This window comes from Parasphingomonas puruogangriensis, from assembly GCF_036663635.1.
Lineage (GTDB): Bacteria > Pseudomonadota > Alphaproteobacteria > Sphingomonadales > Sphingomonadaceae > Sphingomonas.
Map to the genome: position 1 here is coordinate 513,388 of NZ_JAXOJI010000002.1, position 13,626 is coordinate 527,013.

The 13,626-nt window shown below is 66.8% G+C and carries 14 protein-coding genes and 1 tRNA gene; 4 read left to right on the forward strand and 11 right to left on the reverse strand.

The features are described 5' to 3' along the window. Positions 1-140 precede the first annotated feature (140 nt). Positions 141-1,022: a TraB/GumN family protein gene (locus U1739_RS07950; protein ID WP_332706176.1), complete on the forward strand. Its 882-nt coding sequence runs from the start codon at positions 141-143 to the stop codon at positions 1,020-1,022. Beyond that, entirely contained in the window at positions 1,019-1,834 is an 816-nt protein-coding gene (locus tag U1739_RS07955) for a TraB/GumN family protein (RefSeq protein WP_332706179.1), read from the forward strand. Before U1739_RS07950 ends, U1739_RS07955 begins: the two co-directional genes overlap by 4 nt. A gap of 128 nt (positions 1,835-1,962) precedes the next feature. On the opposite strand, the gene U1739_RS07960 is transcribed toward U1739_RS07955, so the two are convergent. The 3 genes from U1739_RS07960 to U1739_RS07970 form a co-directional block, all read right to left on the reverse strand. Then, the gene (locus tag U1739_RS07960) at positions 1,963-2,481 is read right to left on the reverse strand and encodes an AAA family ATPase (RefSeq protein WP_332706182.1); all 519 of its coding nucleotides are present in this window, start codon (positions 2,479-2,481) and stop codon (positions 1,963-1,965) included. Beyond that, the gene (gene pnuC, locus U1739_RS07965; protein ID WP_332706185.1) at positions 2,478-3,038 is read right to left on the reverse strand and encodes a nicotinamide riboside transporter PnuC; all 561 of its coding nucleotides are present in this window, start codon (positions 3,036-3,038) and stop codon (positions 2,478-2,480) included. Before pnuC ends, U1739_RS07960 begins: the two co-directional genes overlap by 4 nt. A gap of 60 nt (positions 3,039-3,098) precedes the next feature. Beyond that, positions 3,099-3,175, reverse strand: a tRNA-Pro gene (locus U1739_RS07970). Positions 3,176-3,451: 276 nt separating this feature from the next. On the opposite strand from U1739_RS07970, the gene dinB reads away from it, so the two are divergent. Further along, complete coding sequence (dinB, locus tag U1739_RS07975) at positions 3,452-4,537, forward strand: DNA polymerase IV (protein WP_332706595.1); 1,086 nt, start codon at positions 3,452-3,454, stop codon at positions 4,535-4,537. A gap of 138 nt (positions 4,538-4,675) precedes the next feature. On the opposite strand, the gene U1739_RS07980 is transcribed toward dinB, so the two are convergent. The 7 genes from U1739_RS07980 to glmU are packed head-to-tail and all read right to left on the reverse strand — an operon-like array spanning position 4,676 to position 11,517. After that, entirely contained in the window at positions 4,676-5,587 is a 912-nt protein-coding gene (locus U1739_RS07980; protein WP_332706188.1) for an ROK family protein, read from the reverse strand. After that, complete coding sequence (locus tag U1739_RS07985; protein WP_332706191.1) at positions 5,584-6,816, reverse strand: NAD(P)/FAD-dependent oxidoreductase; 1,233 nt, start codon at positions 6,814-6,816, stop codon at positions 5,584-5,586. The genes U1739_RS07980 and U1739_RS07985 overlap by 4 nt, the downstream gene beginning before the upstream one ends. Continuing rightward, positions 6,816-7,652: an S-formylglutathione hydrolase gene (gene fghA, locus U1739_RS07990; RefSeq protein ID WP_332706193.1), complete on the reverse strand. Its 837-nt coding sequence runs from the start codon at positions 7,650-7,652 to the stop codon at positions 6,816-6,818. Before fghA ends, U1739_RS07985 begins: the two co-directional genes overlap by 1 nt. Beyond that, on the reverse strand, positions 7,649-9,484 hold the full coding sequence (glmS, locus tag U1739_RS07995; RefSeq protein ID WP_332706196.1) for a glutamine--fructose-6-phosphate transaminase (isomerizing): 1,836 nt from the start codon (positions 9,482-9,484) through the stop codon (positions 7,649-7,651). Before glmS ends, fghA begins: the two co-directional genes overlap by 4 nt. Before the next feature lie 14 nt (positions 9,485-9,498). Next, positions 9,499-9,867 (reverse strand): type II toxin-antitoxin system VapC family toxin, encoded by a 369-nt coding sequence (locus tag U1739_RS08000; RefSeq protein WP_332706199.1) that lies wholly within the window; start codon positions 9,865-9,867, stop codon positions 9,499-9,501. Beyond that, positions 9,864-10,130: a ribbon-helix-helix protein, CopG family gene (locus U1739_RS08005; RefSeq protein WP_332706202.1), complete on the reverse strand. Its 267-nt coding sequence runs from the start codon at positions 10,128-10,130 to the stop codon at positions 9,864-9,866. The genes U1739_RS08000 and U1739_RS08005 overlap by 4 nt, the downstream gene beginning before the upstream one ends. Positions 10,131-10,155: 25 nt before the next feature. Continuing rightward, the gene (glmU, locus tag U1739_RS08010; protein ID WP_332706205.1) at positions 10,156-11,517 is read right to left on the reverse strand and encodes a bifunctional UDP-N-acetylglucosamine diphosphorylase/glucosamine-1-phosphate N-acetyltransferase GlmU; all 1,362 of its coding nucleotides are present in this window, start codon (positions 11,515-11,517) and stop codon (positions 10,156-10,158) included. Between the two features lie 75 nt (positions 11,518-11,592). Between glmU and U1739_RS08015 the strand changes: the two genes are divergently transcribed. Then, complete coding sequence (locus U1739_RS08015; RefSeq protein WP_332706208.1) at positions 11,593-12,297, forward strand: HAD hydrolase-like protein; 705 nt, start codon at positions 11,593-11,595, stop codon at positions 12,295-12,297. A 269-nt stretch (positions 12,298-12,566) separates the two neighbouring features. Here the strand turns inward: U1739_RS08015 and U1739_RS08020 are convergent, their stop codons facing one another. Next, positions 12,567-13,610: a hypothetical protein gene (locus U1739_RS08020; protein WP_332706211.1), complete on the reverse strand. Its 1,044-nt coding sequence runs from the start codon at positions 13,608-13,610 to the stop codon at positions 12,567-12,569. Positions 13,611-13,626 lie beyond the last annotated feature (16 nt).

The window sequence follows — 13,626 nt, forward strand, 5'->3', positions numbered from 1 at the left end:
CTGAAAACTGAGCGGCTGGCTCAAAGACGATACCTTCGCAGATGCGGAAAATCTGTCTGCGCTTTGGCGCAGGCGGGTTTGGGGGTCAACCGGCGCGAATTGCCGCCCCCCGCCCGCACCCCTATATGGAGGGCATGATGATGCTGAAAAAACTGCGCGGGCTGATCGCCGCTGCGCTGCTGGCGCTGCCGCTTCCTGCCGTCGCCAAGGGCAATGACGCGGATCCCGCTTTGTGGGTGGTCAAGGATGCCGACACGACGATCTACCTGTTCGGCACGATCCATGTGCTCAAGCCGGGGCTGACCTGGTTCGACGATGGGGTGAAGAATGCCTTCGATGCGAGCGACGATCTGGTGCTGGAGATGGTCCAGCCGCCGCCCGCGGAGATGCAGGCGATCGTCATGAAGGCGGGCTTCACCACCACCGGCCCGACGCTGCCGGAAAAATTGTCCGAGCCGGATCGTGCCGCCTATCTCAAGGCGCTGACCGGGTTCGGCTTGCCGGCGACCGCACTCGACCGCGCCGATCCGTGGCTGGCAGCGACGCAATTGTCGCTGATCCCGGTGATGAAATCGGGCTACGACACCAGCAACGGGCCGGAAACGGTGCTCAGCGCCGCGGCCAAGGCGGCGGGCAAGAAGGTCATCGGGCTGGAGACGGCGGAGCAGCAGATCGGCTATTTCGATACGCTGCCGGAAAACCTGCAGATCAAATTCCTCAACAGCACGGTGAAGGACCTGCCCGAGGTCAATGCCTCGCTCGCCGAGATGGTCGGCGATTGGTCGGCGGGGAAGCCCGACCGGCTCGGCAAGACGATGAACGAGGGGATGCGCGAGACGCCCGAGCTCGGGCGCATCCTGCTGGCCGATCGCAACGTGCGTTGGGCGGACTGGATCGACACGCGGATGAAGCAGCCGGGCACGGTGTTCGTGGCGGTCGGCGCCGGGCATCTGGCGGGCAAGGACAGCGTGATCGCGCAGCTCAAGAAGCGCAAGCTGAAGGCCGTGCGAGTCAAATATTGATCCGCTGGCTGGCGCTTGCCGCGGCGCTGCTGCTGGCATCGTGCGGGCCGCGCGAGACGGTGGCCACGCCGGCGGTGTGGCGCTTGAGCGACGGCGATACCGAGATCTGGTTGCTGGGCACGATCCACGCGCTGCCGGCGGGTGTGCACTGGCAGACGCCGGCGGTGGCGGCGGCGATCGCTGGGGCGGATACGCTGGTGACGGAAATACCGGCCGGCGATGCCGCGACGTTCGAGGCAGCCGCGCGCGTGCTCGGCCTGCCACCCTTGGCCCAGCGCGTCGCCGCCGCACAGCGAGCGGCGCTGGCGCGCTACGGCACGACGCTCGACGATATGAAGACCTGGGCAGCGGCGGTGACGATCGCCGCCGCGCCGATGCAGCAGGCCGGGGCCTCGGCAGAGGACGGCGTGGACGCCACGCTGGCGGCGCGCTTTGCCGGGCGGCGGCATCTGGCGTTGGAGACACAGGCGGGGCAGCTGGCATTGTTCGACAGCCTGCCCGAGCCGGCGCAGCGCGTGCTGCTGGCGCGTGCGATCGGCGATCCCGATGGCTATGCCAGGACGCTGGCGGCGTGGTCGGCCGGCGACATGCGGGCGCTGGCGGCGAGCCTCGAACCGGCGTTCCGCGGCACGCCGGTGTTGCAGGAGGTGCTGGTGACGCGGCGCAACGCGCGCTGGTCCGGGTGGATCGCGCAACGGATGCGGCGGCCGGGCCGCGTGCTGGTGGCGGTCGGCGCGGGGCATCTGGTGGGTGCGGATTCGGTGGTGGCGATGTTGGGTAAGCGCGGCTTCACGGTGACGCGGATCGGCTGACGCACCCCTAACCCGTCACCCCGGGCTTGACCCGGGGCCCCGCTTCTTCTTCGTCGTGGGTAGAAGCTGGGCCCCGGGTCAAGCCCGGGGTGACGATCGATTATGGGCAAATTCTAGCCCAACAAACGTCAGCCCAGCCCCGCCGCCCTCACCGCCGCCAGCGCATTGGCGTAGCGCGCCGCGCCTTGCCCGCCGACCAGCGCCCAGCGCACGTCGCGCCGCTCCAGCTCCGCCTTGGACAGATCGAAGAAACGCTGCCGCGCCGCGACCGTGCCGAACAGGCGCGTGCCATCCTCGATCCACGGCAGGTCGATATCGAGCAGCAGGTACAGATCGGCGGTATTGTCCCAGGCGTCGAACCACGGGTCGCGCCGGCCGAACAGCATGTCGGCCCACACCGCGGTCATCAGCGGATCGGTGTCGATGATCAGCGGATCGATCCCGCTGGCGATCAGCGTGCGGGTCAGCCGGTCGTGCGTCTGCGCGATCGTCACCAGATCGGCCATGGTGAAATCCACGCCGTGCTGCTCGGCATAGGTGCGGCCATATTCGTCGACCACCGCACCGCCCAGCGCGCGCGCGAGGCGCGGCGCGAGCGTCGACTTGCCGGTGCTTTCCGGCCCGTGCAGGCAGATCGTGCGAGTCACGCCGCGCGCTCGGCGCGGCGCCAGTCGATCAGGCCCCAGATCGAAATGCCCAGCAGCAGCACGTAGAGCAACGCCGTCACGCGCAAATCGCGCGCCGCGTAGACGCCGATGGCGACCAGATCGACCGCGATCCACAACAGCCAATTCTCGAGCTTCTGGCGCGACAGCAGGATCTGCGCGACGATGCTGGTCATGGCGATGCCGGCATCGACGAAGGGCAAGGCGGCGTCGGTGAGACGGTGCATCGCACTGCCCCAGGCAAAGGTGGCGAGCGCGATACCGGCGAGCCACACGGCGCGGGCGGCGGGCGTCAGGCGCGACACGCTGACCCGCCCGGCGGTCGCCAGCGAGCGCGACCAATGGCGCCAGCCATACAGGTTGATGACCAGGAAGAAGCCCTGCAGCAGCATGTCGCTGTACAATTTCGCCTGGTAGAACACCAAGGCGTACAGCGCGACGCCGGCGATCGCGAAAGCGTAATTCCATACGCTGCGCCGCGCGACGAGCGCCACGTTGATCAGCACGAGCAAGGCGGCCAGCAGTTCGAGCGGGCACATGCGCGATGCCTCTTCGCCAAGCGAACGTCGGCGCGGTCGCGTTCGGGGTGTACCCTGCAATGGTCGGGGCGATAGGATTCGAACCTACGACCCCTGGACCCCGAGACCAGTGCGCTACCAGACTGCGCCACGCCCCGACAACATTGCAGGTGGGAGCGCCTAGCGGCACGCCCCGCGCCGATCAAGTCGAAAGTGACGAGCGGGTGACGGAAGCTGCTGCGACGCGAGCGCCCCCCTGTTCGTCACCCCGGACTTGTTCCGGGGTCCATCGGGCCGCCGGCGCGAAGATAGGCCGCACCGGTATCGGAAGCCGCAGAGTGGACCCCGGAACAAGTCCGGGGTGACGGGTAGGAGGCGGAGTGAGATGATATCGGCTAGAGTGTGTGCACGGCCAAGCCTATGCCGATACCAGCATGGCCGACGATCCCCCTCCCCAGCGCAAGGTGATCCATATCGACATGGACGCATTCTACGCGAGCGTGGAGCAGCGCGACGATCCCAGCCTCAAGGGCAAGCCAGTGGCGGTGGGCAGTGCGCAGGCGCGCGGGGTGGTGGCAGCGGCGAGTTACGAGGCGCGGACGTTCGGGGTGAAATCGGCCATGCCCTCGGTCACCGCGCTGAAGCGCTGCCCCGATCTGGTGTTCGTGCCGCCGCGTTTCGACGTGTATCGATCGATCAGCCAGCAGATCCGCGCCGTATTTGCCCATTATACTGCGCTGATCGAGCCACTGTCGCTCGACGAGGCCTATCTCGACGTGACCGAGGATGTGCGTGGCCTGGGCTCCGCGCGCGCCATCGCCGAGGAGATCCGTGCGCGGATCAAGGCGGAGACCGGGCTGACCGCATCGGCCGGCGTGTCGTACAACAAGTTCATCGCCAAGCTGGCGTCGGACCAGAACAAGCCGGACGGCGTCTGCGTCATCCCGCCGGCGAAAGGCGCAGCGTTCGTGGCCGGATTGCCGGTGCGGCGGTTCCACGGCGTGGGGCCGGTGACCGCAGCGAAGATGGAACGGCTCGGCATCCTGACCGGCGCGGACCTGCGCGCCCAGCCGATCGAGATGCTGCGCGGGCATTTCGGCAGCAGCGCGGACTATCTGTTCGGCGCGGCGCGGGGCGTGGACCATCGCCCGGTGCGGGTCGACCGCGCGGTAAAGTCGGTCGGGGCGGAGCGGACGTTCGATGCGGATCTGACCGAGCGAGCCCACTTGCTCGCGGCGCTGGAGCGCGTGGCGGAGGCGGCGTGGGTGCGGATCGAGCGGAGCGGCGCGCAGGGGCGGACGGTGACGCTGAAGGTTCGCTATGCCGATTTCCGGACGATCACACGGGCGCGATCGTCGGGCATGCCGGTGGCGGATCGGGCGGCGTTCCTGGCCGCCGGCATGGTGTTGCTGGAGGCGTTGCTGCCGGTGACCCCGGGGGTGCGACTGCTGGGGCTGACGCTGTCGGCGATCCAGGAGAAGGGGGATGAGGCTGGCGAGCAGGCGGTGTTGCCGTTGTAGGCGTCTCTCCTTCACTTCTCCTTTTTTAGCGCTTCCCCGGCGAAGGCCGGGGCCCAGTCGCGAAGGTGGAGGTAACGACGCGCAACGCCAGCCAACTGCTGCGCTACGCCTGGGCCCCGGCCTTCGCCGGGGAAGGGCTTAGGATAGGGTAGCGGAACCCAACGCCCGCTGCCCGAGCACAATCGCCCCCAATGGCCCGGCATTGTTGCCCAACGCGGCGGGCACCACGAATTGCTCGACCGGCGCGATCAACCCGGTCGCGCCATAGCCGCCGAGACTCGCCACCAGCCGCTCGCGGATCATTGGCAACAGATGCGGCATGCCGGTGATCACGCCGCCGCCCATGACGATGCGGCGCGGGATGCCGGTGAGCACCAACGTGTGGAGCAATTGCGCCAGCGTGTGCGCGACCGAGACCCACACCGGGTGATCGAGGGGCAGATCCGGCGCGCGGATGCCGGTGCGCGCCTCGATCGCCGGGCCCGAGGCGAGCCCTTCGACGCAGGCGCCGTGAAAGCTGCAGATGCCGCCCCAGGCGTCGTTAGGCAGTTGCGTGGGGCGGATGTGGCCGAGTTCGGGGTGGGTCATGCCGCTGGTCGGCTCGCCGCGCATCACCAGCCCGACGCCAACGCCGGTGCCGACGGTGATATAGGCATGATCGGCCAGGCCCCGCGCCGCGCCCCACTTGCCCTCGCCCAGCGCTGCGCCGGCCACGTCGCTGTTGAATGCGGTCGGCACGCCGGCGCGCGCGGCGAGCCGGCGGGCGACATCGGTGTTGGACCAGCCGGCCTTGGTGGTGGCGGTGATGAAGCCGTAATCGGCGGCGTGCGCGTCGATCGACACCGGGCCGAAACTGGCGATGCCGAGCGCCCGATAGCCCGACCAGCGATCGAGCACCGTTTCGATCTTGCCCAGCGTCTCGCCCGGCGTCGTCGTCGGGATGCGGACTTCCTCACGAATGTCGTCGGGGCCACTGGCCAGGATCAGATTGCACTTGGTGCCGCCCAGTTCGATCCCGGCGATCAACGGGGTGATCGACGGCGCCGTCATGCGAGCTCCTTCAGCACCTGCCCGGGATCGGCGAGGCGCGCCGGATCGGGCGACGCGCCGGCCAGCACCAGTGCCCGGCCCTGCACGTAATCGCGCGTGGCATTGACGCAATCGAGCGCGATGACCTTGCCGGCCTTGAGATAGACGAGCGAGAAGCTGCGCGCGGCAGGGTCGCCGCGCAGCACGGTCTGGTCATAGCCGATCGACAGGCCGACGGTCTGCAGCTTGAGATCATATTGGTTGGACCAGAACCACGGAATGGCATGATAGGGCTGCGGCTCTTCGCCGGGGGCGGCACAGATCGCCTTGGCGACGCAGGTCGCCTGATCATTGGCATTCTGCACCGATTCGAGCCGGATGGCCAAGCCGTCGGCGAAGTCGTTGGCGTGCAGCGCGCAATCGCCGACCGCGTAGATATCGGGCAAGCTGGTGCGGCAATGGCGATCGACCGCGACACCGTTGCCGCCTTCGGCGCCCGCGGCGATGAGCGCGGCGACCTCGGGAACGATGCCGATGCCGACGATGACCATGTCGGCGGGCACGATCGCGCCATCGGCGAGGCGCACGCCGGTGACCTTGTCGGCAGCACCTTCGATCAGATCAACCGTCACGCCGAGCCGGATCTCGACGCCGTGTGCGCGGTGTTCGGCCTCGTAGAAGCGCGACAGTGGCGCGCCGGCGACACGCGCGAGCACGCGGTCCTGCGCTTCGAGCACGGTGACGTGCTTGCCGAGCTTGGTCAGCACGGCGGCCGCCTCGAGCCCGATATAGCCGCCGCCGATCACCACCACATGCTTCGTGGTGGCGAGTTCGGTGATCAATTTGTCGACATCGGCGCGGGTGCGCACGCCGTGGACGCCGGCATAATCATGGCCGCTACAGCTCAGCCGCCGCGGACTGCCACCGCCGGCCCAGATCAGCCGGCCATAGCCGATCGCGGTGTCGCCGACCGATACGGTGCGCGCGGCCGCATCGACCGCGGTGACGCGCCGGCCGAGCAGCATCGTCACGTCGCGCTCGGTCCAAAAGGCCGGCGGGCGGATCAGCAGGCGTTCGAACGGCTTGTCGCCGGCGAGATAATCCTTCGATAGCGGCGGGCGTTCATAGGGCAATTCGGGTTCGTCGCCGATCATGGCGATGCTGCCGGCAAACTTCGCCTGGCGCAGCGCGATCGCCGCCTGCGCGCCGGCATGGCCGGCGCCGACGATGACGACGTCGTAGCGCTCCATCAGCGCGCCAGCCGTTCGGCGTGCCAGCGCACGTGATCGGCCATGAAGGTCGAGATGAAATAGTAGCTATGGTCGTAACCCGGCTGCAGGCGCAGCGTGAGATCGATGCCGGCGGCGGCGCAGGCGGCGCGCAGCAGTTCGGGCTTGAGTTGCTCGGCGAGAAACTGATCGGCATCGCCCTGATCGACGAGCAGATCGGGGACGCGCGCGCTGTCTTCGATCAGCGCGCAGGCGTCGTATTCGCGCCACGCCGCGCGGTCGGGGCCGAGATAGCCACCGAGCGCCTTCTCGCCCCAGGGGCAATTGAGCGGCGAAACGATTGGGGCGAAAGCGGAGACGCTGCGGAAGCGCTCCGGATTGCGCAGACCGATGGTCAGCGCGCCGTGGCCGCCCATCGAATGGCCGGTGATGCCCTGGCGCGCCATGTCGCCGGGGAAGTCCGCCGCGATCAGCGCGGGAAGCTCGTCCTCGATGTACGAACGCATCCTGAAATTGGCCGACCACGGCGCCTGCGTCGCATCGACATAAAAGCCCGCGCCCTTGCCGAAATCATAGGCCTCGTCATCGGGAACGTCATCGCCGCGTGGGCTCGTATCCGGCGCGACGAAAATGACGCCCGCTTCGGCGCAGGCGGCGCGATACTCGCCCTTGTCGGTGACATTGGCGTGCGTACAGGTCAGGCCGGACAGGTACCATAAGACCGGCAGCTTGGCGCCGGGCGCATGTGGCGGGACATAGACCGAGAAGGTCATGTCGGTGCCGGTCGCGCGCGACGCGTGGCGGTACACGCCTTGCGTGCCGCCGAACGCGGCGTTGGCGGACACCCGCTCGATCATTCGACGGTGACCGACTTGGCGAGGTTGCGCGGCTGATCCACGTCCGTGCCTTTAAACACGGCAACGTGATAAGCGAGCAACTGCACCGGCACGGCATAGACTAGAGGCGCGATCAGCGGATGCACCTTGGGCATCTCGATCGTGGCGATGGTGTTCTCGCCAGCCTGGGCGATGCCCTCGGCATCCGAGATCAGCACGACCTGCGCGCCGCGCGCCTGGGCTTCCTGCATGTTGCTCACCGTCTTGTCGAACAGCGGGCCCGAGGGCGCGATGACGATTAGCGGCACGTGCTCGTCGATCAGCGCGATCGGGCCGTGCTTCATCTCGCCCGAAGCATAGCCCTCGGCATGGATATAGCTAATTTCCTTGAGCTTGAGCGCGCCTTCCAGCGCCATGGGATATTCCGGGCCGCGGCCAAGATACAGCACGTCGCGCGCCGCCGCGATCTTCGGCGCGATGGCCTCGATTTCGGCATCGTGGCCGAGCGCATGGCTCATCGCCTCGGGCACTTCGCGCAGGTGATGCACGATCTCGCGCTCCTCCTCGCGGCTGAGCTTGCCTTTGGCGCGGGCAAGATTGACCGCCAGCGCGGCCATCACCGCCAACTGGCAGGTGAACGCCTTAGTCGAGGCGACGCCGATTTCGGGGCCGGCATGGGTGGGCAGCAGCAGATCGACCTCGCGCGCCATGCTGCTGGTCGGCACGTTGATTATCCCGCCCGTCGTGAGCCCCGATTCCTTCATGTGGCGCAGCGCCGCCAGCGTGTCGGCGGTTTCGCCCGATTGCGAGATGACGATGCCGAGCATGTTCGGCGTGAAGACCGGATCGCGGTAGCGGAACTCGCTGGCGAAATCGATCTCGACCGGGATGCGGGCGAGCTGCTCGATCCAGTATTTGCCGATCATGCCGACATAATAGGCCGTACCGCAGGCGACGATGGCGACGCGCTCGACACCCGCCAGATCGAACTCCATGTCGGGCAAGGCGACCTGCTCTTCGAGCGGGCGGAGATAGGAGCGCAGGGTCTGCGCGACGACCACCGGCTGCTCGTAAATCTCCTTCTGCATGAAGTGGCGGTGATTGCCCTTGTCCATCAGCTGGCCCGAGGCGCCCGAATTGACGATTGGACGTTCGACCATGTCATTATTCTTGTCGTAGATTTGCACGTGCGCGCGGGTGACGACGGCCCAATCGCCTTCCTCGAGATAGGCGATGCGCTGCGTCAGCGGCGCCAGCGCGAGCGCGTCCGAGCCGATGAAATTTTCACCCCCATGCTCCTGGCTGCCATACCCGACGGTAAGCGGCGCGCCAAGCCGAGCGCCGATCAGCAGATCCGGCTCGGACTTGAACATCACGCCCAGCGCGAATGCGCCATGCAGGCGCGGCAGCACGTTGGCCACAGCCTCGCGTGGCTTGAACCCGCGCGCGAGTTCGCGGTCGACGAGATGCGCGACGACTTCGGTATCGGTCTGCGACTGGAACTGGCGGCCCTCGGCGATCAGCTCGTCGCGCAGCGGCTTGAAATTCTCGATGATGCCGTTGTGCACCAGCACGACGTCACCGACGATGTGCGGATGGGCATTGTCCTCGGTCGGCGCGCCATGCGTCGCCCAGCGCGTGTGCGCGATGCCGCTGTTGCCGGGGAGCGGGTCTTCCGCCAGACGCTGGGCGAGGTTGATCAGCTTGCCGGGAGCGCGGCGGCGATCGAACGCGCCGTTATGCACGGTGCACATGCCGGATGAATCATATCCGCGATACTCAAGCCGCTTGAGCCCGTCGAGCAAGCGATCCGCCACGGGACCTTGCCCGAGAATTCCTACGATGCCGCACATATCTGATCCGCCGTCTAAAGAGTGTAGGGAATGCGGATACCCGGCATCTCGGCCGGGAAATCCTTGGTATTACGCGTCACGAGGATGCGGCCATTGGCCTGCGCCGAGGCAAGGATGATTGCATCGGGGGATTTCAGCCCGCGCCGCTGATGGCGGAGCGCCGCAGCACGACGGGCGATATCCTCGTCGATCTCGCACATCGCGAACAGCCCGAGAAAACGTTCCGTATCCGCGCCGGCAGCATCTGGCACGCCGGACATGACCTCGATCCAGGTCATGCGGCTGATCCAGGACCGCGTCGCCAGACGCAGTTCGGCCCAGGCGACGGGGCGGTCATGAAGCACGTCGATGACGATATTGGTGTCGAAGAACCGTTCGCTCACGCTGCGTCCGACCTGGTCGCCCCGGCAGGCGTGCCGACGCTGGGCCACTCGTCGCGTAACTCTTGCTCATAGGCAAGCCCATCGACCCGCGATCCATGCCGTTCCCACAAGCCGAAATACTGCTCCATCTCGGTCTTGTCCTCGGCATGACGAAAAGCGGCGATCGCCTCTCTGACGATCGCGGTGCGAGACTTGCCTCCCGCCCGCGCGGCGGCGTCGAGCCAGGCAACATCATCGTCCGGCAAATCGACTAAGGTGCGCATGGCGGCATGATATCACCAGCCGATATCACTTGCCAGCCTTCTTCGCCGCCATCGCCGCGCGGAAGCGCTTGGCCCAGCCGGGTTTCGCGGTCTGCGCAGGCCGCACCAGGCACAACGCGTCCGCATCGACATCCGCCGTCACCACCGACCCGGCGGCGACGATCGCGCCGGCGCCGATCGTCACCGGCGCGACCAAAGCGCTGTTCGAGCCGATGAACGCGCCCTCGCCGATCACCGTCTTGGCCTTGAAGAAGCCGTCATAATTGCACGTGATCGTGCCCGCGCCGATATTGGCGCCGGCACCCACCTCGGCATCGCCAAGATAGGTCAGGTGGCTGGCCTTGGCCCCGACCCCCAGCACCGCTTTTTTCATCTCGACGAAATTGCCGACCTTGGACTGGGCGCCGAGCACCGCGCCGGGGCGCAGGCGCGCATAGGGCCCGACCTCCGCGCCAGCGCCGATCGTCGCGCCGGCGATATGGCTGAAGCCGTGGATCACCGCGCCGTCGGCAATCGTCACCCCGGGTCCGAAGAACACGTTGGGCTCGATCACCACGTCGCGGCCGACCACCGTGTCATACGCGAACCACACCGTATCGGGCGCGAGCAATGACGCGCCGTCGGCCATTGCGCGGACCCGCCGCCGGGCCTGCCACGAGGCCTCGACCGTGGCGAGCTCGCCGCGGCTGTTGACGCCGGCGACCTCGTCGGCATGGGTTTCGATGACGATCGACGTCCGCCCTTCGCCCGCCGCCAGCATGACGATATCGGGCAGATAATATTCGCCGGCCGCATTGTCGTTGCCGACCAACGCCAGCAACCGGAACAGATCGGCCGAGCGCACCGCCATCAGGCCGGAATTGCACAATGTCTCGGCCAGTTCGGCCGGCGTCGAGTCCTTGGCCTCGACCATCTTGGCGATGCGACCCGCGCCATCGGCGATGACGCGGCCATAGGCCCCCGGCGCCTCCGGCCGGAAGCCGAGCACCACCGCGGTCGGCGCGTCCTCGCCCTGCAGCGTATCGAGCATGCGGCGCATTGTAGCCGTGCTGACCAGCGGTACGTCGCCATACAGGATCAGCACGTCGCCGGCAAAATCGCCCAAAGCCGCATGCGCCTGCAACACGGCATGCGCCGTGCCCAATTGCTCGGCCTGCAGCGCCGTGGCGATGCCGAGCGGCGCGACCGCCGCCTCGACCTGCTCGCGCCCTGCGCCGGTCACCACCACGGTGCGTTCCGCGCCCAGCGCCGCCACCGCCGCCGCCAGATGCAGCAGCATCGGCCGCCCGGCGATCGGGTGGAGCACTTTGTGCAGATCGGATTTCATCCGCGTGCCCTTGCCCGCGGCAAGGATGATCGCAGCAATCGGTGTTTCTCGGGCGGTCATCGGGTCTCCCATCGCCCCGCCGCCTGCCACCAAAGCATTGCCAATTCCATAGCAATGCTGGCACGCCGACCGGCGATGAGCAATTTTCCCTTCGCGATCGTCGGTTTCGACCTGGACGGCACCTTCATCGATACGTCCGGCGACCTGGCCGCCGCGGTCAATCACACGCTCGTCGCCGCCGGCCGAGCGGCGCTCGGCGTAGAGCAGGTCAAGACCATGATCGGCGGCGGCGCCAAGCACATGCTCACGCTCGGGCTCGAGGCGACCGGCGGCTACGCCCCGGACGAGTTCCGTCCGCTCTACAAGAGCATGCTGGCGCGGTACGAGGCGCATATCGCGGTGCAGTCGCGGCCCTATCCCGGCGCGCTGGACGCGCTCGACCGGCTCGACGCGCTGGGCGTCAAGGTCGCGATCGTGACCAATAAGTTCGAGAGCATGGCGCGCAAGCTGCTCACCGAACTCGGCCTGCTCGATCGCTTCGCGACCTTGATCGGCGGGGACACGCTAGACCGGATGATGGGGGTCAAGGGCCTGTCCAAACCCAACCGTGCGCCGATCGACGAGATGATCCGCCGCCTGGGCGGCGAGATCGGCGTGACGCGGGCGGCGTTCGTCGGCGATTCGATCTACGACATCATGGCGGCGCACAATGCGGGCATCCCCGGCGTCGCGGTCAGCTTCGGCTTTGTCCATCAACCGATAGAGGAGCTCGGCGCGGATGCGATCATCGACCATTATGCCGAGCTGATCCCGACGCTGGAACGATTGGGCGCCGCCTAGCCTCCCGCACTCCAGACTGGCGCGGCGGCTTAGGCCTCGCGCAGCGGCGAAGGCGGCCCGTGGCACACGCAGCGCCCGCCGAAAGCAAGATTTCAGTATGAGCCACCGGCACTCAGTCGTTCGGGTAGCGACCGAATACTTGGCGCATCGGCGCCTGCAGGAAGGACTGTAGTTGGTGGTGAGCGGAAAGGCGGGTTTTGAGTTGGAATATTGGAAAGCTGACGTTCGGATTCGACAGTCGATACCAGTAGGCTGAGCTCGAAGGTGCGCTAAGTTTTTTCGTGTCGGAGGATGAACTCAGCCTTCTCTCGGACCGATGATGATCGGTCAAATTGGAGGGGTTCCGCGAAGGCTCGAGCTTCTTCGGTTCCGAGCATGTGCCGGATGACACCGGTAAGCGCGACCCTCCGCACAGCTGCCGATTTGTCCCTGACGCCGTGCTTGATAAGAACGGCGCGAGACGGAGCTATTATTAGGGAGCGGTGGTTGAAAACCGTCTCTCGACGCCGCAGCCCCATAGATTTGTCGATCCAACGCCACGCGGCGCCAGACGGCCATTCCGCCTTGCCGTCGATCAACGTTCTTAGGGCCATCGCACGTACTGCTGGCTGTGTCGCATCGAAGGCAAGCTGCTCCAAATACTGGTCGAGCACTGGTGTGCGAAGAGCGTACTGCAGCGTTGAGGCCTGCGGACCCGTCGTTGCGGCAGCCATCAGGTTCGCCAGTTCAGCTGCCACATCGCTGCGGCCAAACACTTCGTCTAGGATTGACCGCTCTTCCTGCCATCTGCGCCAGCTCGCCTGCCGAACAAGCAGTTCGGCTGCCGTTCGCGCGACGACGGCTGGGTTGGTGACAGGAAACGAACGGCTGGCACATCGAGCAGCGGCTTGTCGGACAGGTTCCGCCCAATCATTGAGTCGCCAAAGGACAGCGGCGAATAGAAACGGGCTAGGCAAGCCTCCCGTGATCTTGAGCAGCGCGGCCTCCCGGAGCCGGCCATCCCGATGGAACACGAAGAGATATTCGAGCCCCGGAGTCCGGAGCAACTGCGAAGCTCCACTCGGACGCGGGGAGAATATCTTGCCCAACGGCGACTGCGGCGGTTGCCGATCAAGACCAGCGGCGGCTGCGATCTCTCCGTCCGCTCTAGCAACGTTACCGGGGTCCAAATGGGCAAGCAGATCAAGTGCAACGCTCAACGAGGATGCAGCGTCGTCACCGACCCGCAGCTTAGCGCTAACCTCGGCCAGCGCCGTGACTAGTTCGGAAGACAAAAGAACGGATTGAGTTATCACCTTCAAAAAGTGCGTCACCTGTGGCGCTAGGTCA

Excerpts from the sequence above, each read along its gene's own strand:
- glmU (WP_332706205.1), bottom strand. The coding sequence starts at position 11,517 with ATGACCGCCCGAGAAACACCGATTGCTGCGATCATCCTTGCCGCGGGC.
- U1739_RS07980 (WP_332706188.1), bottom strand. The coding sequence starts at position 5,587 with ATGACGGCGCCGTCGATCACCCCGTTGATCGCCGGGATCGAACTGGGC.
- pnuC (WP_332706185.1), bottom strand. The coding sequence starts at position 3,038 with ATGTGCCCGCTCGAACTGCTGGCCGCCTTGCTCGTGCTGATCAACGTG.
- glmS (WP_332706196.1), bottom strand. The coding sequence starts at position 9,484 with ATGTGCGGCATCGTAGGAATTCTCGGGCAAGGTCCCGTGGCGGATCGC.
- U1739_RS08015 (WP_332706208.1), top strand. The coding sequence starts at position 11,593 with ATGAGCAATTTTCCCTTCGCGATCGTCGGTTTCGACCTGGACGGCACC.
- fghA (WP_332706193.1), bottom strand. The coding sequence starts at position 7,652 with ATGATCGAGCGGGTGTCCGCCAACGCCGCGTTCGGCGGCACGCAAGGC.
- U1739_RS07985 (WP_332706191.1), bottom strand. The coding sequence starts at position 6,816 with ATGGAGCGCTACGACGTCGTCATCGTCGGCGCCGGCCATGCCGGCGCG.
- U1739_RS07950 (WP_332706176.1), top strand. The coding sequence starts at position 141 with ATGCTGAAAAAACTGCGCGGGCTGATCGCCGCTGCGCTGCTGGCGCTG.
- U1739_RS08005 (WP_332706202.1), bottom strand. The coding sequence starts at position 10,130 with ATGCGCACCTTAGTCGATTTGCCGGACGATGATGTTGCCTGGCTCGAC.
- dinB (WP_332706595.1), top strand. The coding sequence starts at position 3,452 with ATGGCCGACGATCCCCCTCCCCAGCGCAAGGTGATCCATATCGACATG.